We start from the raw sequence: 25910 nt of genomic DNA on the forward strand, positions 1-25910 counted from the left end.
TGTAATGGTAGGACCGATAGCAGTAACCTCTTACGGTAAGCTTCAAGGACGAGAGGAGGATGGCGTGAACGTTTGGCGTGGAATTCCTTTTGCCGCTCCACCAGTTGGAGAGCTTCGATTTCGTGCGCCGCAGCCACCAGAAGCTTGGAGCGGAATTAGAGATGCTTCTGAATTTGGTCCAGTTAGCCATCAGCCAGCGGATACGAGAGGTACGCGTTTCGGTGGCTTAACACCTCGTCATTCTGAAGATTGTTTATATTTAAATGTATGGTCACCTGCATCCCCAGGCGAGGCACTTCCTGTAATGTTCTGGATCCACGGGGGTACATTTGTGACTGGTGCTGGAAGTCAGCCACAGTTTGATGGCACTAGCTTCGCGAAGAACGGTAATGTAGTCTTGGTGACGATTAATTATCGACTGGGACCATTTGGTTTTATGCATCTGTCTTCGCTTGGTGATGGATTTGCGTCTAATCAAGGCTTGCTGGATCAAATTGCCGCGCTGGAATGGGTAAAGCTTAATATTGCCGCCTTTGGAGGCGACCCTCAGCGAGTTACGGTATTTGGAGAATCAGCTGGCAGCATGAGTATCGCTGCCCTTCTGGCTATGCCTGCTGCAAAGGGATTATTTGCTGGAGCGATCATGCAAAGTGGGGCTGCTCAAACCTTGCCAAATCAGCAAGGAAAAGATATTGCTGTAGCATTACTTACTGAACTAGGCATTTCTCCTGATGGAGATACTAGCCTACTTAATACGTTCTCAGCGGAACAAATTATAGATGCAGCCACAAGAATGACCATTAAATTAACGGGTGGTTCAATAGGCATGTTATTTCAGCCTGTCATTGATGGGGATACACTTCCTGTAGATCCTTCACAGGCTGTGGCAGAAGGATCGGCCCAGGGTATTCCTTTGATGATTGGAACCAATCGAGATGAGGGGAATTTATTTTTCAGGGGAGAAACACCAGGTGCAGACTTTGATGAATCGCTCAAGGCGCTGGAGCAGATGATGGGAACTGGAAGTCTGGCGGAGGTTGCCAGCCACTATTCTTCTACATGGGAGGGACAGGCGGAGATTCTAACGGATCTATATTTCTGGGGAACCTCTATATCCTTAGCTGAGAATCAATTGGCCTATGCGCCTGTGTGGATGTATCGTTTTGATGGGACGGTCCCTGGCCATCCATTGTTAAACAAAGCTGTACATGGTGCGGAAATTGTCTATGCTTTTAACAATCTGTCTCATGTAACTCGCTTGGGTGCGGAAATTACACCCGCAATGCAAAAATTGGCTGAAAGTATGCATGCGGCATGGATTGCCTTTGCTCATCGAGGAGACCCAGCGACATCTGAGCTATCATGGCCTGAGTATAATCTGGAAGGACGTCCTACACTGATCTTTGATGAAGAGATGCGAGTAACTCAAGATCCGGATTCAGAGAAACGCAAGAGAATTGTCTCTATTCTGGTTTGAGAAGTCTGAGGGGATGAGCGGAGATGAAGGTCCAAGGATTTAATCATGTAACGGTTAATGTAAGTGATTTATCACGCTCATTGAATTTTTATACTGGTATTTTGGGTCTTCAGCTAATACACAAAGGGAATACAGATGCTTATCTGGAATGGGGAAGCGCATGGATTTGCATCATTGAAAAGCCAGAATACACTGAATTAATGGGCAGTGTAATTGGGATAGACCACATTGCCTTTAGTATAGCGGAAGAACATTTCGAGGAGGCTTTACAGGTACTCCGTACCCACGAAGTACGAATCATTAGAGGACCTGTTAAAAGGGGAGTAGGCTGGACCGTCAACTTTCTCGATCCAGATGGGATTCAGTTAGAGCTACACACTTCTAATCTAAGAGAACGAATGAGTGTTTGGAATAACAAACAAGAATAAAATAGAAAGGGGAGCTTCTTAGCCAATTGGCTAAGAAGCTCCCCTTTTTTCTATCGACCTAAATATTCCTTAATCCCTAGAACTACTGCTTCGGCTATCCTATTCTGAACATCTACTGTGAAGAGTAATGCTTCGTCCTTGGTATTACTTAAGTAACCACATTCTAATAAAATGGCTGGCATTTTAGTTTCTCTTGTTACATGATAATTTGCTTGACGAACCCCTCGATCCTGAAGACCTGTAGCAACAGTAAGATATTTATGAACGGTTTGCGCGAATAATAAACTATCTTTACGTGTGTAATAGGTCTCTGTACCACTAGGATTGCTCTTACTGCCCACTGGGATACTATTGGCATGAACAGAGATGAACAAATCTGCTTTTACCTTATTGGCGAGGTTGGATCTGTCCTGCAGGGTCGGGTATGTATCATCACTTCGAGTGAGCACAACCTCGATATTTGGCTCTTTCTTTAGTAATTCTGCAATTTTTAGTGCTGTTGGCAAGGTGAAATCCTTCTCTTTGCGGTTACTTCCAGTGCCAGGATCTTTCCCACCATGTCCTGCATCAATAACGATTATCTTCTTGTCTGTGTTGCCAGTAGAAGGTGGAGGCGTTGTGACCGGTACTTCAGGTACAGTGGTTGCAGGAGGCGTGGTGCTTGTCCCATTTAGATCCACTATAATAAGTCCATCGTTAGCATTCGTTACACTGTAGTTATTCGCACTGTTCAGATCAATCACGATCCGGATCGTAGAGGGAGAACTACTGAATAATGAATAACGAATGGTTGAGACGTTAGGATATTCGGTAATCGTCAACTGCCCACTTTGGTTTTTTCCGACAGAAAGGTTCTGATGAAAGCTGTCGCCAAAGCTGGTATTCGGTAAATCTACGACAATTCGGTCTTTATCTGTCATTGTGAATACATTTGGTGTTACACTGCCGTTCATCGCGATGATGAGCTTGTTATCGATGAAGCTAAGATTTGTGACTGCTGCCGTCGAGGTGTTTCCATCAGTTGTTGTGTTACCATTCGATCCATTATCAGAGGGTGCGGTTACAGATGTGTCTGGAACTGTAATTTCTGGTTCGCTTCCGCCAATCTCTGGAACTGGAGAAGTTAAGTATACCGTTTTGGTCACATTATCCCAACCGACAGTAGTTCCTGTCTGTTCACCAACAAATCTTAAAGGAACGAGGGTCGTGTTGCCACTGAGAAAAGGAGGGTTGTCCAGTTTTACCTGTTTCCCCGAAGCCTCTGCCATCGCATTATTCACGATAAGCTTTAATGTCGTTCCCTTTTGCTCAATGGTTGCAGTCTTGGTCACATTATCCCATTTCACGGTATAACCAAGCTGCTCCGTAACGAGGCGAAGTGGAACCATCACGCTTCCATTTACAATTTGGACTTGTGCTTCTTTTGAAATCTTAAGATCATTGCCGTCTAGATTGATGTGTGTCTCTGCAGAGCCGGCATAACCAGTTCCTGGATGAACCAGCACCAACAAAAGCAGCAGTAACGCCAAAAAACCAAACTTCTTCATCTGCAATCCCTACCATCCCCGTTTCTTGGTTTCTAGCAATTCTTACTTTTTCTTCCTATGATGCAGTTTCGGCTTATATAAATCTTAAACGACAATAGTTTCCAAAAGTTGCGCTCTTATAGAGTGAAAAAGGAAAAATTTCGGTAGAAAAAGCGAAAAGAGAGCTAACCCAAACATTTGGGTTAGCCCTCTTTTCGTAACAATATTTTATTGCAAAGAAGTATAACCCGTTTTTTCTACCAATTCCTGACCTTGAGCAGATTGCATCCAATCTAGAAAGGGCTGAATATTGGGGTTGTCACTTCCAGCAGTCACAGCATAAAATTCTGTAGCCAAAGGGTACTGTCCACTGCGAATACTCTCTTTGTCGGGCTTAACACCATCGATGGCGAGTAGTGCAATTTCCCCACTTTGATTCATTTCTGAGGCGTAAAATAAGAAGCTGTACCCGAGTGCATTTTTATAATTGCGATAACTGGAGGTTTGCTTAATAATTCCGCTCATAATATCCGCCACGTCTTCCTTAGGAGGTGTCATGAGTGTAGTGTCTCCCATAAACTTTTGCAGCATCGTCTGGCTCCCACTATCCTCTGGGCGTTGAAAAGCGCGAATACGGTTATTAGCTCCGCCTACATCTTTCCAATTGGTGATCTTGCCTGCGTAGATATCTTTAAGCTGGGCGGTGGAAATTCCAGTTACTTCGTTTCGTTTATTCACAAAAAATACGAAAGCCTCGCGGCCGATGGGTGTGAGCTTCAGCTCGACACCTTTTCGCTTCGCATGTTTCTGTTGGGCAAGAGAAGGAGCAGCGACAAAGATAATATCAGTTTCACCTTCGATTAGTCTTTTGTAAGCTTCCGGTGTGCTACTGCAAATCACTTGACTTGTTTGAAAATCATATGGATTATAACTAGCCGCAGGATAAGCAGATTGCACGAAAGCTGAATACAGTGGGTATAGTGCGGTTGCGCCATCCAATTTTGGTAAGTTATTATCGATATGATATGAAGAAGGTTTATCCAAATTCACTGCTTTGGTATTCTCAGCAAAAGGTTCGTATTGTACCAAATTAACTTCCCGATCATCGACCGTGGCAATGCTGTTGATATATGCTTGTTTGATCTCATATCCTGCGGTTACGAGCACACTAAGTCCGAGGATGGATAGCAATATAATATTGCTTGTTTTTCGGGACAATACATTAAATATAAGGAGTACAACATAAATAGCTATCACAACAGATAAACTCGCCACAAGTGGAGTATAAAACATTAGTCCCCCGAAAAGCGCGGTAATTATCGAACCTACGAATCCTAAAAAAGCTATGACTCCGACAGCAAAAAAGGAGAACAATAACTTCGTCCAGAATGACTCCTTCATCCAAAATGATTCTTTCATAACATCCTCCTTAGAAAAATTCCTAAACTATGGAAAAATAAACATAATTTCATTATACAGATTTTTTTGGATGAGACAGTAGAACAATAACGAAAAAAATATGTAAGAAAAGCTGTGATACATGAAAATTTTATGTATATTTTCATAAAGTACTGGACGAATGGCAAGAAGAGGTTTATTCTGAGATTGTGAAAAAAACAACGGAATACAAGATTCTCGGGGTAGGGTGAAATTCCCAACCGGCGGTAATGTTCAAAGCGAACTGAGCCCGCGACTCACTTGTTCTGCTTGCAGAGAAGTGACTGATCTGGTGTGAATCCAGAGCCGACGGTAAAGTCCGGATGGGAGAGGATCATAAGATAAAGGCGCTAGGAGTCTATCCTGTACGTCTTTATTGATAATGCCCCCGAGTCGACCTTTTATGGTGATTCGGGGGTTTTTGGTCTCTTATCGAGGGTTTGTATCGACAAGGAGAATGGAATTATGAGTAATGTAACAGCTTCATCATCAGCTAATAAGGTAAGCAGCACGTCGCCGTTACGCAGTGGGTTTTGGCTCGTTGTGTTCGGTGCAGCACTATGGGGCGTTGATCCGCTCTTTCGTATTATCCTCTTAAAATCTTTGACCTCATCGCAAATTGTTCTTTTGGAGCATGTGGTGCTTTTCTTGGCTGCTTCCCCTGTTCTTTGGCGTCACCGGGCGGAGCTAAAAGGTATTGGATTTCGCCAGATTGGAGCTTTGCTAATTGTTTCCTGGGGAGGTTCTGCCGGGGCGACAATTCTATTTACGATGGCACTCTCCAGTGGGGATTTAAATGCTGTGCTGTTGCTGCAAAAGCTTCAGCCAATATTCGCTATCGGTCTTGCAGCCTTAATTCTTAAAGAACGTCTGCCTAAAAATTTCGGAATCCTCATTATTGTGGCATTGGTAGGAACCTATCTGCTGACCTTTGGTTGGAGTATTCCATTCGGACATGTGAACAACTTTATCGGTGTTAGCAGTCTGATGGCCTTAGGAGCGGCCGCATTGTGGGGTGGCTCAACAGTAATGGGACGTTATCTGCTTGGGTCTATGAAATATGAGACCGTGACTTCCCTAAGATTTATATTGGCGCTGCCGTTGCTTTTCGTTATCACCACATTAGAAGGTGCTCCTTGGCAGATTAATGGTGGATTTGGTGCATCTGCTGCCATAGCCATTAATTTGTTGCTGCAGGCTCTGCTGCCAGGACTACTCAGTATGCTGATGTATTACAAAGGACTCAGCACTACCAAAGCTTCTTTCGCTACATTGGCTGAACTAAGCTTTCCTATGACGGGAGTAATCATTAACTGGATCGTATTCCAGCAGCTCGTCACGCTACCGCAAATTATCGGGTTCGCGTTGATCTGGACCGCTTTATTTTTCATATCGAGTCAACAATCTAAAGCACAAACGCTCTGAACAGACTCTGATTGTATAGATTGAACTAAATAAAGTATAAAGGGATGACTGGAATGCCTAGCGGCTTTCGGATCATCCCTTTTTGTATGTCTCTACAATACATTAGACTGCAAAAACTGCAGAAATGTTTCGTACGTAGCATATAGCGCAATAATTTAAGCCTTTACAATAGAGAAGACGATAACAGTGCTTGAACAAGCTATCACCTGTCTACCTCATTTTGCAGGCAGAAATTATCTATGCGTTAATGAAGATTATTTGTACAATAGAGGCTATGACATTTGAGTCGGAGTGTGAAGGAAAGTGTATAGATATAATTTATTTACCAAAATCGTAAGTATCATGGTCATCATGCTGATTCCTATTACGATCCTCTATTTCTATTCCAATAAGACGACCACGGATGTGCTACGTACGGAGTTAAATACTTCGAACAGCAATCAGCTCAGTTTTTTTCAGAATCAAGTAGAGAGCAATATGGAGCTGTTGTCCTCCTGGCCGATCCTGCTCATTCATGATCCTGATATTTTGAGCTTGAAGGATACTTATTTGAAGGGAACACATTTGAACCTGGATGCGATTAACCTGATTAAGCGGATTCAGACCAAAATCAGTATTCAGGAAAGCTCCTCCAACTGGAAGAGTAAGTTGTACCTCTATTCACCGTCCATCCACCGAATGGTGTCAGAGAATGATGCTATACCGTATTCGGATGAGGATTTGAAGCGGGAAGTTAAGTCAGGCTGGCATGTAGAAAAGATCGTTGAGCAAGATGGCGACCATTTTGTGTTCTCTTGGTTTTCTTTTACCCCCTTCATGTCAGAGTTCACTCCTGAAAAGGTCAATACGATTATGAAAGTGGAGTTTGACAGCCGAAACATTGAAGATATGCTGGATAAATTCAAAAGTGATGGCAGGAGAGATCCTTTTTATTATAAACAGGGTACTGGACTTATCTTTAACCGTAGTGCTGACAAGCAGCTAGCTAATGAATTGGTAAAAAGGCTGGAGCAAGAGCAGCTGAAGCAAAGTGAAAATCGTACAGTGAACATTAATGGTGAGTCCTACAGTGTAAACATAGTCTATTCGGATAAAATGGGCTGGTATTTGATCGACTATATGCCGCTGTCAGAAATACTGCATCCGATCCAAACCTCCAATCGCTTATTTTATTTTGCTATTGGTGCATTGTTATTAATGAGCTGTCTCGTAGCCTATCTACTATATGTTCAGGTGCAGGTGCCTGTTAGATTATTGGTTGGAGGCTTCCAGAGGTTGAAGCAAGGAGACTACTCTGCACGGGTGGAGATCAAAGGTAAGAATGAGTTCAGCTTCCTGTCCGGAAGGTTTAATAGCATGGTGGAACAGATTCAGAAGCTGATTGAGAATGTGTTAATGGAAAAAATCCATGTTCGAGAAGCTAGATTAAAGCAGCTTCAATCCCAGATCAATCCGCATTTCTTCTATAATTGCTTCTCATTTATTACGAGTATGGCGAAGCTCGATAATATGGGTGCTGTCGTCGGTATGTCGCATAATCTATCCCGGTATTACAGATATACGACCCGCCAAGAACGCGATCTTGTCGCTTTATCTGAAGAAACGGAATTTGTGACTCACTATCTGGAGATCCAAAAAATGAGGATGAGCAGACTTCAATATGAAGTTCTTATCCCGCCGCAAATGCGGAAAAGAGATCTTCCTCCGTTGGTTCTTCAGCCTTTGGTAGAGAATGCGGTTATCCATGGGATTGAGCCTGTCTCTAAAGAGGGGCTGGTGCGAATTACGGGCACATGCAACGGAAGAGTTATGACATTAACGGTTGAGGATGACGGAAAAGGCATGACCCCGGAGGAAATTATCGTATTAGAAAATAAGCTAGGCAAAGCGATGGATGAAGAAATGGGCTGCGGGCTTTGGAATGTGCATCAGAGAATGCGGCTGCGTTTTGGTGAGGATGCAGGATTGACGATTGCACCATCATCACTCGGAGGATTGCAGGTTAAACTTCAGTGGTTGTTACCGCTAACTGACAATAATATGGATGACATCTAGGAGGGAATATGATGATAGAGATATTGTTAGTCGATGATGAGCCTTATGTAACAGAAAGTCTGGCCCGCACGATTCCGTGGGACGAGATTGGCGTAAAGCAAGTGCATCAGGCGGCATCGGGTGCCGAGGCTCTGGAAATATTGGAACAGCAGGACATAGATATCATGGTTACTGATATTTCGATGCCTGGAATGTCCGGTTTGCAATTAATTGAAACGGTGAGCGAGAGATGGCCGGATATCCGGTCGATTCTGCTGACAGGTTATTCTGATTTTCAGTACGCTAAGAAGGCGATTCAGCTACAGGCTTTTGATTATATTTTGAAGCCAGTAAGTGATGAGGAATTTATCAATAGTATCTCCGGAGCGATTGAGTCTCTAAAAGACGAATGGGAGGCACATGATAAATATCATTTGCTACTCTATAATCGCAAAGCCGATTACAGTGTTTTGCGGGCCAACTTGATGCATGAGTTACTACTTGGTAGAGTGCTGTCTGAGCGGACACTTGCATTAAAGCTTAAGGAATATGAAATCTCTTTCGAATCAGATGTTGAAGCGGCGATGTTATTGATTCAGCTGGGTAAACATTATGCCGCAATGGATCATCATTCGGTTTCCCTAATGGAATATGCCATCGGCAATATTGCCGAGGAGCTCTTTAAGGAGCAGTTCCATGTCTGGTTTTGCAAAGCACCCCATGATTGTTTAATCTTGCTTGTGGAACTGAAGCCAGTCATCCAGCGTGAATTAGAGAAGTCGAATAATTACGATGCTGCGAGACAACAAATCCTTAAGTCAGCGATCGCTAACTTCAGAATTAGTGTGAGTAACTACCTGAAGGGTGAGATATCGCTTATCGTAACGGAGTGGTTTGCTTTTCCCGAAGGGATGACGGCTGCCTATCGAAGTGGCTTAAGTTCAATGTATTTGACAACACATAATGAAACAGGCTCGGTACTTTATCTGGGGGATCGTCATCTTCAGGAGATGATGAGCATCAAATCACTCGAAAGCCTTTATCGTCCGCCAACGCTCATTCATTTGCTGGAATCTAAGCAATGGGATACAGCCCGCCAGAAGATAGCTGATGTGTTCCGAGATATGGAGAATGCACGCTTTTCAAGTGAGCATCTGTATGAAGTCTTTCTGTCCATTACTAATGCATTCATGTACATTGCCCACAAAGGGGGGCAGTTCATCTCACAAATCGACCAATATGCGTTCGATCCGATGTTGACTCAGAGCATCATTGTTTCTTTTGACAAACTGAAGGACTGGGCGTTTGATATGCTAAACAAGCTTCAGAAGGAACTCTCAGAAAGCGATCAGAACACGAAAAGTTATATTATTAAGCAGGTACATGAGCTGGTAGGGAACCATTCTGGCCATGATCTGTCGGTCAAGACGATAGCGGATCATGTGTATCTGCACCCCGTATACTTATCTAAAATATATAAGGCAGAGACAGGAGAAGGGCTCGGAGACTATATTATCCGCATGCGGATGGAACGTGCACTTTATTTACTTAAGAATACGAATAAAAAAATCTATGAAATCACTACCGAACTCGGATATCAGAATCCGCAATATTTCAGCAAAATGTTCAAAAAGCATTACAATATGACACCAAATGAATTTCGTGACGGATAGAGAGGTTGAGAAAGGTGCAGAAACCTTGTTTAAATGACGTATTCAACATCATCTTCGTTCCCTATAATTAAGTCATAACCAACACTTAAGGAATCTAAGGGGGAACAAAATGAGCGCGATGAAGAGAAAAAAATGGCTGCCGCTCCTGTGTATGAGTATGCTTTTGGTAGGTAGTCTCGCAGGTTGTTCGAGCAATAATGCCGCTGATGGAAAGAATACAGCCGGTGATACGACTACCAATACAACATCTAATTCTGAAAACGCCTACAAGGATAAATATGATCCTGAGGTAACCATTACAACGGTATGGGGTGTTGACCCTGAGCTTAAATTCAAGAATGGGGAAAGCATTGAGAATAACGTTGCTACGAAGTGGACAAAAGAAAAGTTCGGCATCAATATTAAATCACTTTGGTCCATCACAGATACGAATGGTGCTTTTGGAACCAAGCTACGCCTGTCGATGTCATCTGGTCAGGAAATGCCCGATGTTGTAACGATCGGTACGGGTGATAGCACGATTGCTCAGGATTTGATCGATTCCGGTATGTATGCTGAAGTGGGAACACTTTTTGATAAATACGCTTCAGCTACTTGGAAAGAAGCCATGGCACAGGATCCGAACGTATGGAACCAATACAGCCGTGATGGCAAAAGAATGGGTCTGCCTGTTCTCGATTACGCGTACAACCATGATTACATTCTTTGGATCCGCCAAGATTGGCTGGACAAGCTAAATATGCAATCACCTAAAACGATAGATGAGCTAGAAAAAGTTATGGATGCGTTCAAGAATCAGAACCCTGATGGCTTGGCACCAGACAAGGTAACTCCGCTTAGTATCGGCTTTAAGACATCGATGAACACTTGGATGGGCGATCCTTCCTGGATCTTCGGTGCTTACGGAACTCTTCCACAGCAGTGGAATCTTGATGCTGATGGTAAATTGGAATACGGTTCTGTAAATGCAGGTATGAAGCAAGGGCTGGAAAAAATGAAGGAATGGCTCGCAAAGGGTTATATTCCTCAAGAAGCAGCACTTTGGGATGAGAACAAAACAGCTGAGCCAGCAGTGGCGGGTACAGCAGGTATTCTCCCAGGACCTTACTGGATGAGCGGTTGGCCGCTTCAGGATACTGTGAAGAATGCTCCGAATGCTGTATGGGCTCCAATTGAAATTCCAGCGGGACCAGATGGTAAAGTTATGCGTCATGGTACACAGTTCACCAACGGTGTAACTCTGATTAGCACTAAAATGAAAAATCCAGAAGCATTCTTCACCTATCAAAACTATCTGTTCGATAACTTCGCTGATCCTAAGCCTGGTAGCGAGCTGGATAATGGCCTCTTCGCAGGATATGACTATGAACTAGATGCAAACGGTAAGATGATTGAAAATGATAAAATTGCTGGTGGTTATGTGAACAGCGTTCGTTATATGCTGGTTCGTGACGGTGCCCGGATTCCGGATGCCCAAATGAAAGCTCTTCTTAACCTTGCAGATGGTGCTGAACCAACCACTCGTTTGGAGAAGGATGTAGCTGTGAACTATGGTAAGGATACCCCTGCGGCTGCAAAGGTTCTGCTGGCACAAGAGGATAAATCCTTCAAAAATATGTTCACTGGTCCTACTACTGAAACTATGAAATCGAAGATGGATTATCTGAACAAAATCGAGAACCAAACGTTTAATGAGATCATCTATGGCAACAAGCCACTAGAAGCTTTCGATACCTTCGTAGCGACCTGGAAATCAGGCGGTGGCGACCAAATCACTAAAGAAGTAAATGAATGGTATGACAGCGTAAAATAATGCTCTGTTAAGGGTATGAGTAGCACAATTCGGGACTGTTTCCTCAGCTGTTTATTTAGCTGTGGGAACGGTCTCTTTTTGCGTTAGCGGTTATCCGAATTTTTATAAATTTGCTTCTGTTTCTATATGGTAAAGAGATTGGTTTTGTACCATATATATTGGTTTTGCTCGCTATTTGGGGAATCCTGTCGTTGCTATAATTTGAGTATGGTTACAGAAGAACTTGACACGATATGGGGGACCAAGAATGAGAACACTTAAAAAAACATGGCCATTTCACTTAATGTTGCTGCCGGCGATGATATTCCTGATCATCTTCAGCTTTATACCGATGGGCGGAATTGTGATGGCGTTTCAGGATTATAAGCCATGGCTAAAAATTTCGGGATCAGCGTGGGTTGGATTAGATAATTTCCGCTATCTATTTGAACGTAATGACAGCATGCAGGTCATTTGGAACACATTGATTATTGCCGTTCTGAAGATGATCTTCAATCTGGCTGTGCCGTTTGTGTTCGCCATTCTATTGAATGAGATTCGCAAGGTTTATATACAGCGTACAATTCAGACATTGGTTTATTTACCTCACTTCTTGTCTTGGGTCATCCTTGGCGGGATCTTGCTAGATTTGCTTGCTACAGATGGCTTCGTCAATCAGATCCTCGGCAGTATGGGGATTAAACCCATCTTTTTCTTAGGAGATAATAACTGGTTCAGATTCACGGTCATTCTCACGGATGTATGGAAGGAATTTGGTTATAACACGATCGTCTTCCTGGCTGCTCTAGCAGGAATTAACCCTTCATTATATGAAGCTGCTGAAATAGATGGTGCAACCCGCTGGAAACAGACACGTTTTATCACAATGCCTTCTCTACTGCCAATGGTTGTTGTGGTAGGTACTCTGGCTCTCGGAAATGTATTGAATGCAGGGTTTGACCAGATCTTTAACCTCTACAATCCGCTGGTCTATCAGAAAGGCGATATTATCGACACCTTCGTATACCGGACAGCTATTCTGAATGGTGAGATGGGCTTTGGTACAGCAATCGGACTGTTCAAGTCAGCCATTAGTATGGTCCTAATCCTTGTATCGTACAGTCTGGCTAAAAAATGGGCAGGATATCGCATTTTCTAAACTACCAATGGAAGAGGGAGACCTATGTATTACAAAACTAGAGGTTATCGTATTTTCAACATATTCAATACTTGTTTTCTGATCATACTCGCACTCATGTGTATTGTTCCTCTGATTCACGTATTAGCTGTATCTTTCAGTGCCAAGTCTGCGGCTGATGCCAATCTGGTGGGCTTGTGGCCAAAGCAGTTCTCTCTGGAAGCTTATAAAAAGACAATGAATAATCCGATATTCCTACACTCTATATGGGTATCCGTACAAAGAACTGTACTCGGAACCGGACTTACGCTTCTGATTACTTTTCTGGCAGCTTATCCGCTATCTAAGGAAAACTCAGCCTTCAAAGGCCGGAATGTTTATTCCTGGTTGTTCGTGTTCAGCATGGTGTTTAATGGTGGTCTGATTCCATTCTATATTGTTATTCAAAAGATTGGCTTAATGGATTCCTTCTGGGTACTCGTTCTGCCAGGTGCGGTGAATACATTCTTGGTAATTCTGATGCTGAACTTTTTCCGCGGTATTCCTAAAGATTTGGAGGAAGCTTCGCTAATTGACGGCGCAGGACATTTCCGTACCTTGTTCAGCATTTACTTACCGATTTCATTACCATCGATTGCGACGATTGCACTGTTTAGTATGGTGTTCCATTGGAACTCTTGGTTCGATGGACTATTGTATTTGAACAATTCTAAGCAGTTTCCGCTGGCGACCTTTCTGCAGACCGTTATCATTCAACGGGATATGAGCTCCATGAGCATTAATCCGAAGGAGATGGAATTAATCTCGCAGACAACGGTTAGAGCCGCGCAAATCTTTATCGGGGCTGCTCCTATTCTAATCGTATATCCATTCTTGCAGAAGTATTTTGTTAAAGGAATGACACTTGGTTCTGTAAAGGAGTAGGGATGATGATAACGACATTTATCAATGGAATGGACATCTCATTTTTGGATGAAATAGAGCAGGGCGGAGGCAAATTCCATAGTCGCTCTGTTCGGACTGCTGAGGAAGGTGAGGATTTAATCCACATCCTTAAGGACAATGGAGTAAATGCCATACGGCTGCGGATTTGGAATGACCCTCCAGGCGTCTTTTGCAATTTGGAACGGACGCTGGTTATGGCAAAGCGGATCAAAGAAGCAGGGCTGGATTTTCTACTGGATTTTCATTATTCAGATAAATGGGCGGATCCAGCTAACCAATGGAAGCCAAAAGCTTGGGAGGCACTTGACTTCAGTGGTTTGACATCCGCCGTGTATGATTATACACGCGAGACACTTGAAGCTTTACAGTCCCAAGGCACACTGCCCGATATGGTGCAGATCGGTAATGAAATTACGCCAGGCATGTTATGGGGAGAAGGCAAGGTTGATGGAGATTGTGATACTCCGGAGCAGTGGGAGCAGTTCACTACGCTAGTTAAAGCAGGTATAGCGGGCGCGAAATCCGTCGATTCTGACTTGTCCATCATGATCCACATTGACCGGGGTGCTGATCATCCGGCGAGCCGTAACTTTTTTGATCGTTTCTTAGAACATGGTGTAAATTATGATGTTATCGGATTATCATTCTACTCTTGGTGGCATGGTACTTTGGACGACTTGCAGCTTAACCTGAACGAATTAGCGCTGCGTTATAACAAGGATATCATTGTGGTGGAAACAGCCTATCCATGGACACTGAATGCACCTGAAGGATTTCCAGTAATTGTGAATGAGGAAGCCCAGCTCCATGATGGTTATCCAGCCACAGAAGAGGGTCAAGCTAAGTATATGAAGGATTTCATAAACGTAATTGAGAATACACCTAACGGAAAAGGAATCGGCTTTTATTACTGGGAGCCTGCTTGGATTCCTTCGCAAAAGGAATGGTCTGTTGGGCATGAGAATGGGTGGTCCAATTTAGCTCTGTTTGATTTTGAAGGTAAGAAACTGGATTCGCTCCATTTCTAAAGATTATTAGGATAGAAAAGAAGACAGCCAATGGTTAAGCACCGTGGCTGTCTTCTTTTTTAATTCAAAAAGGCATCTAAAGCCACCGTAGGCTTACCAGAAGAATCAAAGGCACCTTTTGTGTAAGCGTACCATGTACCATAACTCTCCGGTTCCCAATAGAACACGCCAAGCCCTTTGCCGCCACTTACCGATTTTGTTTTGCTAATGATGTCGGTAAGAAAAGCTTTCGCCGTTGTTGGAGCACTAACGTCCATGCCGACCTCTGAAATGATCACCTCTTTACCATACCGGGCAACCATATCATTCATATTCGTTAATGTCTGAGCGTTCAGTGTAGACCAGTTGCTTGTAGTGGGATATAGTGACATGCCGATCACATCATAGTTGGCACCGTTAGACTTCAGACCGTCAAACATCCAGCGGAATAAGGAATTGTCGTAGCCGTTAGAGAGGTGGACGATGACTTTTGAACTACTACTGACCGCTTTTACTGCACTATATCCTGAATTGATGAACGCGGCAAAATTACTCATACTTACAGAAGCCTTTCCATCCTCCCAAAGCATTCCATTATTCGTCTCGTTCCCTACCTGTAGCAGCTTCCGCTGGTTTGTTATTCCCAAAGTTGAAACACATACTAAACACGAGAGACAGGCAAACGAACAATTTGAACGTAGTTTTTGAGTTCTGTTTGTTCATGATCATAACCTCCGGATTAGGATTTTAACAACAGGCGCCATTAGCATAGCGATGTTTGTATCCGTTTACATTAAACTCCTCCCTTTCTCTTTTATAACAAGATTGTAAGGTGGGGTAAGCATTCCCGATACCAATAAAAATTCAACATTTCAGCATCTTTGGAAATTGATTCAGGGCTACAAGAGTAAAAATAAGGCTTTACTCCCATACTACCGTTATCTTGCACCGGAGCTACTTGACCACAACCTTTAGGAGGAATGCGGATGAAACAACATTCTGCTCCCGCCATCTATATACAGCTTAAGAACCGGGTGACGGTGCCCAAAGGTAAAGGTGTCACATTGGGTGATATTGCATTTTTGATCGCGGAGCCAGAGCTGAAAGAGTCGCTGGAATCTATTCTGCTAATGAAGCCAGAGCAAAGTGACGGCAATCTAATTTTGATTGATCTTCTGATGGTTATTCCCCGCATTAATGAGCTTTTGCCGGAAGCGGATATTGAGCCGATCGGTGAAGGGAGAACGATTGTGCAGATTGAAAGTTCGGTGGAGAGGCGGAAGCCTTCAGTAGCGATGTTTGTCTTAGTGTGGCTGCTGCTGTTCTTCGGATCTGCGCTGACAATCATGAATTTTCATGCGGATGTAAACATGCAGGAGGTTCAAATCCGAATCGTGGAGATGATAACCGGCCATCGGGATGAACATCCGGTTGTATTTCAGATTGCGTATTCTGTAGGAATCGGCTTTGGGATGGTCATTTTTTTCAACCATTTATTTAAGAAAAAGTGGAATGAAGAGCCTACACCGCTAGAAGTGGAAATGTACCTGTATCAGAAAAATATCGACCAATACGTCATCAATGAGGAGTATAGCAAAATGAGGCGCCGTGGAGAAAATCAACCAGAGAACGTGGAGGACGGAAGATGACGGCACCTATAACACTAGGGTTGAATTTGCTGCTGGGTATTGCAGGGGGGATCGCTGTAGGTGGTGGTGTGATTGCTTTATTTGTGGTTCTCGACATGGTGCCCCGTCTGGCTCAATTAACTTCTTCTTACGATAAAGTACATTGGTATGAGGGTGCGATGGTAGTTGGATCATTGCTAGGAACCGTAAGTGATTTTTGGAATTGGAAAATATCCTCAGGTCCTTTAGTTGAACTTGGTATAGGACTTTTTGACGGGATTTTTGTCGGGATGCTCGCTGCAGCATTGACCGAGGTATTAAATGTGCTGCCGATACTCGCTAAACGCTTGAACATGACACATTATCTGTTCGGGCTGTTAATGGCGATGGTAAGCGGGAAGGTCGCGGGTTCTTTGTTCGACTGGTTTGTATACCGACAGTAAACGGGGGTTATGGAATGAGCAAATTTATTCACAGCGGTGATTCTGTGCCAGAAGAGGATCATCAGGAAGAAAACGCTGCGGCTGCCGCAGCAATGAAGAATACCGCAGAGGATCTAGTTGATGATCATACCGAGGTTAACGGAGCTTCTATGACCAGTGAAGACGCAGATCCGGCGGAAAATACTACAACAGCTGATCCGAGTCAAGAACAGCAGGATGCAGAAGCATCTGCGGAGTTAGGGGCAGAAGAGCAAAGCGCTGAAGCATCAGCTCAGCCGGATTCCGGGCAACAGGATGCAGAAGCATCTACGGAGCTAGGGGCAGAAGAGCAGAGCACCGAAGCGTCAGCACAGCCAGATTCCGGGCAGCAGGATGCAGAAGCATCTGCGGAGCTAGGGGCAGAAGAGCAAAGCGCCGAAGCGTCAGCACAGCCGGATTCCGGGCAGCAGGATGCAGAAGCATCTGCGGAGCTAGGGGCAGAAGAGCAAAGCGCTGAAGCTGCACAGCCGGATTCCGGACAGCAGGATGCAGAGGCATCAGATGAGCTTGGGAATCAGGAGCAGAATGAGCCTAGTAAAGGATTTTTTGCCAGGTTATTCGGCTTAGATTCAGACTCGGAATCCGAAGATGAGGCGCAAGATCAGAATACCCATCAAGCAGGCGGATCAGAGTCCGCAACAGAGTCAGGGGAAGAATCTCAAGCCAAAGTGACGCCAAAGTCCAAACTATCTAAGAAGCAAGCGCAACAAGAGTCACAAGACAGCAATCAAAAGGGAAGCAGCAAGCTACAGAAGAAACGAGATCGCGAGCACTCCAACTCGTTAAAAGAATCCGTCATTTACTGGCAAGGTAATGATGAAATCCCAATGTCCTTGCAAGATACGAAACAAACACTTACTGAGGTAATGGGACTGGGTACAAGCTTTGATGTAACGTTCAGACAGATGTCCTTTGGCGGACATAAGACAGCTCTACTCTGTTTAAGTGGATTTACCAACACTGATGTGACCGATGATATTCTAAAACGTCTGACCTATCTCACCTCTGAGAATCTGTCTACGGGTGTGCTGTCTAGCTTTATGAATGAATATGTCCCTCACATCCAGGTGGAAGAGGGGAATTCTTTAAGCGAAAGTATCGAGAAGGTACTTGAAGGCTTGAGCGTGCTATTCGTCGAAGGTGAGAACAAAGTTATCATCATGGATACTCGTTCTTACCCTAGTCGCAGTCCAGCCGAGCCTTCGATTGATCGGGTGGTGCGCGGTGCGCGCGACGGTTTTACAGAGACTTTACTGAGCAATATCTCGCTTGTCAGAAGACGGGTTCGAGATCCAGGGCTGAAATATGAGCTATTTCGGGTTGGACGACGGACACAGACAGATGTATGCGTGGCTTACATTGATGATATCGTTGATAAAACACAGGTTATGTCTGTTATCGACAAAATCAAAAGCATTGATATTGATGGTATTCCTCTGGCAGATAAACAATTAGAGGAGGCGATTATCGGCGGTGGATGGAATCCATATCCTATGGTGCGTTATTCTGAACGCCCCGACGTCGTAGCTTCCAATTTATTGGAGGGACGGGTAATACTGTTTGTAGATACCTCACCAATTGTTATTGTTCTTCCGACTACTTTTTTTGATCTTTGTCAGCATGCAGAGGAGAATCGTCAGACTCCTTTTATGGGAACGTACTTGCGGTGGGTCCGTTTTATCGGTATATTTGCGTCCATGTTCCTGCTGCCGCTATGGATGTTGCTTGTCATTCATCCTGAACTAAAGCCGGCTATGCTGGATTTCATTGGACCTCAAAAGACCGCCAGAATTCCAATACTCGCCCAGTTTCTAATTGTGGAGCTTGGGGTTGATTTACTGCGGATGGCTGCAGTACACACACCAACGCCTTTAGGTTCAGCGATGGGTCTGATTGCAGCTATATTGATTGGCGATATAGCGGTTCAGAGTGGTTTGTTTGTAAACGAGGTAGTTCTGTATATGGCTGTAGCCTCCATCGGTATGTTTGCAACCCCGAGTTATGAGCTGGGTCTTGCGAATCGAATAGTCAGGCTTGTGTTGCTAATTGCCGTAGCGGCATTTCAGGTGCCAGGATTTATGATTGGCACGACACTACTGACTATTTTCCTAACTACTCACCGCTCCTATAACTCGTCTTATATGTGGCCGTTTATACCTTTTAATGCAAAGGCAATGAGTGAAATTCTAGTGCGTAAGCCAGTCTTAAGCTCGAAGACAAGGCCGTCTTTCAACAAAACTAGAGACAATACAAGGGTGCCGCCTACTCAAAAGAATGATTAACAATCGTAGGAAAATACAAAACTACTGCAAATTAGTCCATTCAATGGAGTTCCCACTGTCTGTTATACTGAATACACTAAAGACAGGGTGGAACCTTGATATTCCACAGAAATTGGAGGACTAAAGAATGTTTCTACACGGTACTAGCCGAATTAACGATGCTGGGCATTTGGAGATCGGCGGATGTGATGTAACTGAATTGAAGGCGGAATATGGAACCCCGCTATATATATTGGACGAGCAATTGGTGAGACAACGTTGCCGGGAATATATGGATGCTTTTAAATCCTCTGGACTTGGGTTCCAAGTAGCTTACGCAAGTAAGGCGTTCTCAGTAATGGCTATGGTTCGTTTGGCTGATGAAGAAGGCTTGTCGCTTGATGTTGTATCTGATGGCGAACTTTATACTGCTTTGCAAGCTGGCTTTCCTGCAGAACGCATTCATTTTCATGGCAACAATAAGACTTCTGAAGAGATCGAAATGGCGATTGATGCCGGGATCGGCTGCTTTGTAGTCGATAATCTGGTAGAGCTTAATCTTTTGCAGTCGATTGCATCACGTAAAGAAGTTAAGGTTAACATCTTGTTACGTGTGACACCAGGTGTCGAAGCTCATACGCATGAGTATATTACAACAGGCCAGACCGATTCCAAATTTGGATTTGATATCGGTAATGGATCGGCTTATGAAGCAGTTAAAGCGGCAGTCAGCAAAAAGAATTTAGTGCTGCTTGGCGTACATTCCCATATTGGTTCTCAAATTTTTGAAACGGATGGATTCCAGCTTGCTGTTGAACGTGTAGCGAGTTTTGCTCGTAGTGTTAAAGAAGGTTTGGAAGTGGACTTCCGTGTAGTAAACCTAGGTGGAGGTTTCGGTATTCGTTATGTTGAGGGGGATACCCCATTACATGTTTCTGAATATGTAACTGCAATTACGGATGCCGTGAAGACTCATTTTGCTGGAATCTATAATGCTTTGCCTGAAATTTGGGTGGAGCCGGGCCGTAGTATTGTTGGAGATGCAGGTACTACACTTTATACAGTAGGTACGAACAAGGATATCCCAGGCGTGCGTAAGTACGTTGCCGTTGACGGTGGGATGACTGATAATCCACGTCCTGCATTGTACCAATCTAAATATGAGGCATTACTTGCTAATCGTGCGAATGAAGAGGCTACAGAAACTGTATCCATCGCTGGTAAATGCTGCGAGAGCGGAGATATGCTGATCTGGGATGTAGAGCTGCCTGAGGCTGAAAGCGGCGATCTGTTGGCTGTAGCCTGCACAGGCGCTTACAATTACTCCATGGCGAGCAACTACAACCGGCTTCGTCGTCCGGCTTTAGTGTTCGTTCAGAACGGACACAGCGATCTTGTAGTGCGTCGCGAAAGCTATAATGATCTTATTGCCAACGATATTGTTCCTGAGCGTATCGCTAAACAAGCTGCTGTTGCTAAGTAACAGCCGTTAATGTTAGGTAGGGAAAACTGGTAAGGCATAAAGAGCAAGCAGGAATTACTTCTGCTTGCTTTGCTTTGTGCGTAGTTTCATAGTAATATAATTGAGGTATTCTAAATTTGTTAATTTTGAAAGGGGTCATTTACATATGGCAAAGCAAGCGAAAATTACTCTTGAAAATGGCGGCGTAGTGCTGATTGACTTGTTCGATCAAGATGCACCAAACACTGTAGCTAACTTTGAAAAGCTAGCAAAAGATGGTTTCTACAATGGATTGACATTCCACCGTGTTATCCCTGGTTTCGTAGCTCAAGGCGGATGTCCTAACGGAACTGGATCTGGTGGTCCAGGATACACAATCAACTGCGAAATCAACCCAAACAAGCACGAGCGCGGAACACTTGCTATGGCACATGCGGGTAAGAACACAGGCGGAAGCCAGTTCTACATCTGCTATGCACCGCAACCACACTTGGATGGAGTTCACACTGTATTCGGTAAAGTAGTTGAAGGTATGGATCTTGTTGATACTTTCAAAGGACGCGACAAAATGACTTCGGTAGAAATCATCGAAGCTTAAGAATTCTTAATTTAAAAAGGCTAGTCTCCGGATTATCGGAGGCTGGCCTTTTCTTATTTAATAAGGAATCCGGCTTATTCGTTTACGTCTCGATTTACGCTGCTCTGGCACCCAGAAGAATACCAAATACATGAGCAGAAACACAATGAAGGCAAACAACTCTTCAACAAGCAGGTAATAAGGATAAGGCCCGAAATAATCCAATACAGAATAAGTGCTGGGCTTATGATATAGGAACATGTAGTTAGATCCTAGGATGTAATTGGCGATCCACACACAAGCGGCCACAAGGTTTAGTCCGAGCATGGTGAACAGGAGAGATTTCCAAGTGGGCTTATAGCCCTCAATCCAGGTCATATAAAGAGAAGCGAGAACAATACCACCATGTGCTATAAAGAACAGTAGAAATCGGAAATGAGGGAATGGATAGACCAGATTCGGTGTGAGTAAAGCAATGAATGCTCCACCAATCCCAGCAAAATACAGAAAGGAATATAGTGCTCGGCTGCGAGTGATCAGCATGATAACGGATAGTAGTAAAGTAATTCCGCATAGTTCGAGCGGGAGTGAGCTGCTGGATTGCCATACGCCTTGAGAGAGGTACCATATTTGAAGACCTGTTTCTGAGAACAAAAGAATAATAATCAGCAGCAAGCGCACACTTTGCCGAAGTTTCACATCAGTCCGAATCTCGAATCTTAAACTGTAAAACAGTATACAGACCAATGTAATGATAGACAGAGCAATCCAATGTGAAGGGGAGAACATAATGAAATCCTCCGTACGCTGTCGATCAAAATAAGATAAAAGATGCATGAACCAACCTCCTTCGTACCTAAAAAGCACTTCAAAAAACATCTTTGTAAATTTTTGATATTTTCTGTTTCGAAACATCCATAAAATGGTTATATATGTATGCATTCTGTCAGCTAACCCACAGAAGGATGACTTTTCATTATTTTAACATAAGATGGGGCAACGGGCGCGGAATTACATAAGAAGCATTCGAGCATGAGGAATGGCAGAGATTACGCTTCAAGAGGGGATACAAACATAGAAAAATCAAATTGGAAAAGGAATTGGAGGCTTTAGGATAATGTTAAAGAAAAGAATAAGTGTGATGATCGTTATTCTGATGCTTGTAGCGCAATATGCCTATGGCATCGGGTTCACTCCACAAGTACAAGGAGCGGCAATCGATCAAGAGCGGAATATCATCACCAGTGTCTCAATGGCTGTATATGGTGAAGACGGGCAGACGGTTACGGATAGTGTCTATGAGCAAGAAGCTAATGTAACATTAGATTATACGTGGTCTCTTCCTAAAGCTCATCCCTACAAGCAAGGTGACACCTTTAACTTTCAGCTTCCAGAGCAGTTTCAGCTTTTTAATGATATTAGCGGCTTGTTGGTCTCAGAGGATGGAGATGTAGGAACTTTTACAGTTGAGCAGTTATCACACCAAGTAACAATGACCTTTAACGACTACATAGAAACGCATGATGATGTGCAAGGAACGCTTCGGATCAATACTAAGTTTGATAAACAAAAAATCTCAGGAAGTACTGTTCAGCAGATTTTATTTCCGGTGAGCGGTGGTGTTCAGACGGTTACTGTGAATTTTAGACCGAATGTAGGATCGGCCATTGAGAAGAGGGGGATTCCTCAGGGTTTTAATGCAGACCATATTCTATGGTCTGTTGACGTAAATAAATCATTAAAAACTGTTGGGAATGCAGTCGTAACGGACGCTATACCAACAGGGTTGTCACTTAGCACTCCGGTTACTGTGAGTGTGTATCAACTGAGTATCCAGTTGGACGGTTCGGTAACACAAGGTGCACTACTCGATACCAGTAAATATTCTACAGAGTTCACTGGAGGATCGTTAAATGTTCGTTTCACTGATCCTGCGATTTCGAGTGCTTACCGTATTGAATACTCCACAGCTATTACTGATGAGGATCGGCTAAGTTTCACGAATACAGCGACTTTTACAGGAGATGGGCAAGTTCCTGCAAGTTCTTCTGCTACTGTTCAAGTAGAACGAGGAGGAAGTTTGAACAAATACTCTAGCGGATATGACTGGAGCAATCAAATCATTTCCTGGGCAATCGAATATAACTATAATAAAAGAACGATTCCGCAAGGAAATGCTGTACTAAAGGATTTGTTTGATGATTCTCAAGCGTTAGTAGCCAATTCTATAAAGGTATACACGGTGCAACTGGATTCAGCGGGTACAGCAACGTTGAGTAATCTTTTGACCAAGGATATTGATTACACTGTAGTTGCAGCTTCAGACGTGAAGAAGTCAGGGTTCACCTTGCAATTTAAACAAGATGTAACATCTGCTTATCGAATCGAGTATAAGACCAAAGCTGTAAAGCGTGTGTTTGAAGATACTATAATCACTAATACAGTTACGGACAGTACCTATACTGGAGAGGCTACACGCTTAATACGGTCAGCCATTTTGTATAAGAACTTATCAGGCGTAGATTATCAGAATAAAACGGTTGGATGGAAAGTCACATTAAACAGTGATAATTATCCAATGGGTCAGGTTGAAGTTACGGAGTCATTCCCGTTTGGCGGACTGAAGTTTATTCCGGAATCACTCGTAATTAGAAATTCTAATGGGAATGTATTGAATCCTTCCAAATATAGTTTGGTTTACAATGCTCCTGTTCAGGCTAATAAAGGATTCAAGGTTGTCTTTAATTCGCAGATTACTGGTCTTTATACGATTAGCTATACAACGGAATTTAATAAGGATTGGATTTGGTCTAATACTGAAAATTTCAATAACAAGGTTAGGATGGACTGGTTAGACACGTCCGAAATTCCTCGCACAACAGAAGCAGAAGGGCTATTTATTCCAAGAACCGAAGCGAAAAGCAATGGTTTGAAGTTTGGTTCTTATAATGCTTCAACTAAAGAATTAGCTTGGACATTAGGGGTCAATTATAATAGCAAAACGATTGCAGAGCCAGAAGTCGTGGATATTTTGAAATCGGGTCAAACCCTGGTTCCTGGATCGCTGAAAGTATACACCATGAATGTTGCTAAGAATGGAGACCCAACGAAAGGTGTCGAGGTAAACAGTAGCAAATACACTTACAGTGTTAATGGTAATAATGAGCTGAAGCTCTCTTTTACAGATGCTATTCAATCCGCTTATTATATAGAATTTCATACAAGTCTTGAAGGCAAAGTCATTGGCACTTCTATTGATAATAAAGCCAATCTCTATGATGGGGCAAAAAAGGTATCCAAGGATTTGAACGCTACCGTAAAGATTCCTTATGGAGACGAATATCTCTTGAAAAAGGGTGTTCAGAATGGCGAAAAAATCGATTGGAGCATTCAAATTAATCGTAGTCAGTCTACTGTGAAGAATGCGTTAATCAACGATACTCCTAGCGCTAATCAGATTCTGCTGCAGGATTCATTCCATCTGTATCCTACAATCGTAGCTGAAAATGGGGATGTAACAAAAAGCGGACCTGAATTGATTCAGGGTATCGATTACAGCTTAGAAATAAAAACGGATGTAGACGGCAAGCAGTCGTTTGATTTAAGCTTCGCCAAGGAGATTAGTAAACCTTATATTCTAGACTATCAATCCCTGATTATGGCGAATACAGGAGACAAAGTAATTAATACTGTTCGTTTCAGTGGTTTTAATGTTATCGAAATAAGCAAAGATTCTTCTAAAGAAATTATCGTCGGTGTGTCGAGTGGATCAGGATCAGGCAGCGGGGTTAGAGGTTCCTTGATGATTAAGAAGCTGGATGCAGAGGACAACTTGAAGACGCTGGCAGATGCAACTTTTGCACTCTATCGCCTTAACGGCTCAGACCGGGTATTTATTAATAGCTTAACCACAGATTCCGCTGGTACAGCAACATTCAATAAATTATGGTTGGGTAACTACGTATTGATTGAGACGACAGCTCCTAGTGGCTATGTACTTGATCCTAAAGAGCATCCAGTGTCCATTCATTCTTCATCAAGGAATCAACTCGTAATTACGAATCAAAAAGCAGTTGAGCCTACGCCTACTACAACGCCAGAACCAACTATAGTCCCAACCGCAACACCAGCAGCTTCATCGGAACCGACGGCTACTCCGTCAACAGAGCCGACATCAGGACCTGCGTCTACACCAACCTCAGGAGCCCCAGGAGGTCCGTTAACACCTTCACCTACGAGTTCGCTGGTGCCAGGAGTAATCATCAATGATCCGGCAGTACCTGCTGGCCCTGGGAATACGACCGATCTGGAATCCGCGACATCAGAAGAAGTAGGAACTCCTGATTTAGTTATTACAGATGGAAATGTCCCTTTGGGTGAAGTCGACATTGTTGATGAGGAAGTTCCGAAAGGTACAGTCAACAACAGCACTTCAAGTGCCCCTCAGCTTCCAAAGACGGGAGAAAGTAGCCCTGTGCCGCTCTACATGACAGGTATTGGATTAATAGCCATAGGCTATATTCTAAACCGTGTATTTAGACGTGGAGGAAACTTAAAGTAAGTGAATAAGTATGATTTGAAATTGAACTGAAAGAAGCAGCCGGCGTGATTATAGTCG

Annotated in this window: 20 protein-coding genes and 1 riboswitch; of the genes, 15 read left to right on the forward strand and 5 right to left on the reverse strand. The window is 43.5% G+C overall.

The annotated features are described in order from the left end of the window. Window positions 1-4 precede the first annotated feature (4 nt). Both PAENI_RS22775 and PAENI_RS22780 read left to right on the forward strand, forming a co-directional pair. Window positions 5-1477 carry a carboxylesterase/lipase family protein gene (locus tag PAENI_RS22775; RefSeq protein ID WP_149646785.1) on the forward strand — a complete coding sequence of 491 codons (1473 nt, stop codon included), beginning with the start codon at window positions 5-7 and terminating at the stop codon, window positions 1475-1477. A gap of 23 nt (window positions 1478-1500) precedes the next feature. Continuing rightward, window positions 1501-1905: a VOC family protein gene (locus PAENI_RS22780; RefSeq protein WP_076284530.1), complete on the forward strand. Its 405-nt coding sequence runs from the start codon at window positions 1501-1503 to the stop codon at window positions 1903-1905. A gap of 50 nt (window positions 1906-1955) precedes the next feature. Here PAENI_RS22780 and PAENI_RS22785 read toward each other — a convergent pair whose 3' ends face one another. After that, window positions 1956-3452, reverse strand: coding sequence for an N-acetylmuramoyl-L-alanine amidase family protein (locus PAENI_RS22785; protein ID WP_076284653.1), 1497 nt, complete (start codon window positions 3450-3452; stop codon window positions 1956-1958). A gap of 207 nt (window positions 3453-3659) precedes the next feature. Beyond that, window positions 3660-4850: a PstS family phosphate ABC transporter substrate-binding protein gene (locus PAENI_RS22790; RefSeq protein ID WP_262495693.1), complete on the reverse strand. Its 1191-nt coding sequence runs from the start codon at window positions 4848-4850 to the stop codon at window positions 3660-3662. A gap of 208 nt (window positions 4851-5058) precedes the next feature. After that, a riboswitch (FMN riboswitch) is annotated at window positions 5059-5207 on the forward strand. A 126-nt stretch (window positions 5208-5333) separates the two neighbouring features. Between PAENI_RS22790 and PAENI_RS22795 the strand changes: the two genes are divergently transcribed. The 7 genes from PAENI_RS22795 to PAENI_RS22825 all read left to right on the forward strand — a co-directional run bounded on the left by PAENI_RS22795 (window position 5334) and on the right by PAENI_RS22825 (window position 14903). After that, on the forward strand, window positions 5334-6293 hold the full coding sequence (locus PAENI_RS22795; RefSeq protein ID WP_076299551.1) for a DMT family transporter: 960 nt from the start codon (window positions 5334-5336) through the stop codon (window positions 6291-6293). A 303-nt stretch (window positions 6294-6596) separates the two neighbouring features. Then, complete coding sequence (locus PAENI_RS22800; RefSeq protein ID WP_149646786.1) at window positions 6597-8348, forward strand: sensor histidine kinase; 1752 nt, start codon at window positions 6597-6599, stop codon at window positions 8346-8348. An 11-nt stretch (window positions 8349-8359) separates the two neighbouring features. Next, a complete protein-coding gene (locus PAENI_RS22805) occupies window positions 8360-10000 on the forward strand; it encodes a response regulator transcription factor (protein ID WP_149647061.1) in 1641 nt (546 codons plus the stop codon). A gap of 109 nt (window positions 10001-10109) precedes the next feature. Further along, complete coding sequence (locus PAENI_RS22810; RefSeq protein WP_149646787.1) at window positions 10110-11813, forward strand: type 2 periplasmic-binding domain-containing protein; 1704 nt, start codon at window positions 10110-10112, stop codon at window positions 11811-11813. Between the two features lie 247 nt (window positions 11814-12060). Further along, window positions 12061-12951, forward strand: a complete 891-nt coding sequence (locus PAENI_RS22815) for an ABC transporter permease (RefSeq protein ID WP_042129685.1) — start codon at window positions 12061-12063, stop codon at window positions 12949-12951. Window positions 12952-12975: 24 nt separating this feature from the next. Further along, window positions 12976-13854, forward strand: coding sequence for a carbohydrate ABC transporter permease (locus PAENI_RS22820; protein ID WP_042190304.1), 879 nt, complete (start codon window positions 12976-12978; stop codon window positions 13852-13854). A 5-nt stretch (window positions 13855-13859) separates the two neighbouring features. Then, entirely contained in the window at window positions 13860-14903 is a 1044-nt protein-coding gene (locus PAENI_RS22825; RefSeq protein ID WP_149647062.1) for a glycoside hydrolase family 53 protein, read from the forward strand. Between the two features lie 59 nt (window positions 14904-14962). Here the strand turns inward: PAENI_RS22825 and PAENI_RS22830 are convergent, their stop codons facing one another. Together PAENI_RS22830 and PAENI_RS32695 are read right to left on the reverse strand one after the other, a co-directional pair. After that, on the reverse strand, window positions 14963-15472 hold the full coding sequence (locus PAENI_RS22830; RefSeq protein WP_262495694.1) for an arabinogalactan endo-1,4-beta-galactosidase: 510 nt from the start codon (window positions 15470-15472) through the stop codon (window positions 14963-14965). 4 nt (window positions 15473-15476) lie between these two features. After that, window positions 15477-15605: a hypothetical protein gene (locus PAENI_RS32695; protein WP_262495695.1), complete on the reverse strand. Its 129-nt coding sequence runs from the start codon at window positions 15603-15605 to the stop codon at window positions 15477-15479. A 263-nt stretch (window positions 15606-15868) separates the two neighbouring features. Between PAENI_RS32695 and PAENI_RS22835 the strand changes: the two genes are divergently transcribed. The 5 genes from PAENI_RS22835 (at window position 15869) to PAENI_RS22855 (ending at window position 21313) form a co-directional block, all read left to right on the forward strand. Then, window positions 15869-16531 carry a stage V sporulation protein AA gene (locus tag PAENI_RS22835; protein WP_149646788.1) on the forward strand — a complete coding sequence of 221 codons (663 nt, stop codon included), beginning with the start codon at window positions 15869-15871 and terminating at the stop codon, window positions 16529-16531. Continuing rightward, the gene (locus PAENI_RS22840; RefSeq protein ID WP_076284537.1) at window positions 16528-16953 is read left to right on the forward strand and encodes a stage V sporulation protein AB; all 426 of its coding nucleotides are present in this window, start codon (window positions 16528-16530) and stop codon (window positions 16951-16953) included. The genes PAENI_RS22835 and PAENI_RS22840 overlap by 4 nt, the downstream gene beginning before the upstream one ends. Window positions 16954-17660: 707 nt before the next feature. Continuing rightward, a complete protein-coding gene (locus PAENI_RS22845; RefSeq protein WP_262495724.1) occupies window positions 17661-19274 on the forward strand; it encodes a spore germination protein in 1614 nt (537 codons plus the stop codon). A gap of 127 nt (window positions 19275-19401) precedes the next feature. Beyond that, on the forward strand, window positions 19402-20736 hold the full coding sequence (lysA, locus tag PAENI_RS22850; protein ID WP_076284538.1) for a diaminopimelate decarboxylase: 1335 nt from the start codon (window positions 19402-19404) through the stop codon (window positions 20734-20736). 145 nt (window positions 20737-20881) lie between these two features. Further along, entirely contained in the window at window positions 20882-21313 is a 432-nt protein-coding gene (locus tag PAENI_RS22855) for a peptidylprolyl isomerase (protein ID WP_042190291.1), read from the forward strand. Window positions 21314-21370: 57 nt separating this feature from the next. On the opposite strand, the gene PAENI_RS22860 is transcribed toward PAENI_RS22855, so the two are convergent. Next, window positions 21371-22129, reverse strand: coding sequence for a YwaF family protein (locus tag PAENI_RS22860; RefSeq protein ID WP_149646789.1), 759 nt, complete (start codon window positions 22127-22129; stop codon window positions 21371-21373). 280 nt (window positions 22130-22409) lie between these two features. Here PAENI_RS22860 and PAENI_RS22865 point away from each other — a divergent pair, with 280 nt between their 5' ends. Next, window positions 22410-25853 (forward strand): collagen binding domain-containing protein, encoded by a 3444-nt coding sequence (locus tag PAENI_RS22865; RefSeq protein ID WP_149646790.1) that lies wholly within the window; start codon window positions 22410-22412, stop codon window positions 25851-25853. The last annotated feature ends 57 nt before the right edge of the window (window positions 25854-25910 follow it).

It is taken from the genome of Paenibacillus sp. B2(2019), assembly GCF_008370385.1.
GTDB lineage: Bacteria > Bacillota > Bacilli > Paenibacillales > Paenibacillaceae > Paenibacillus_AQ.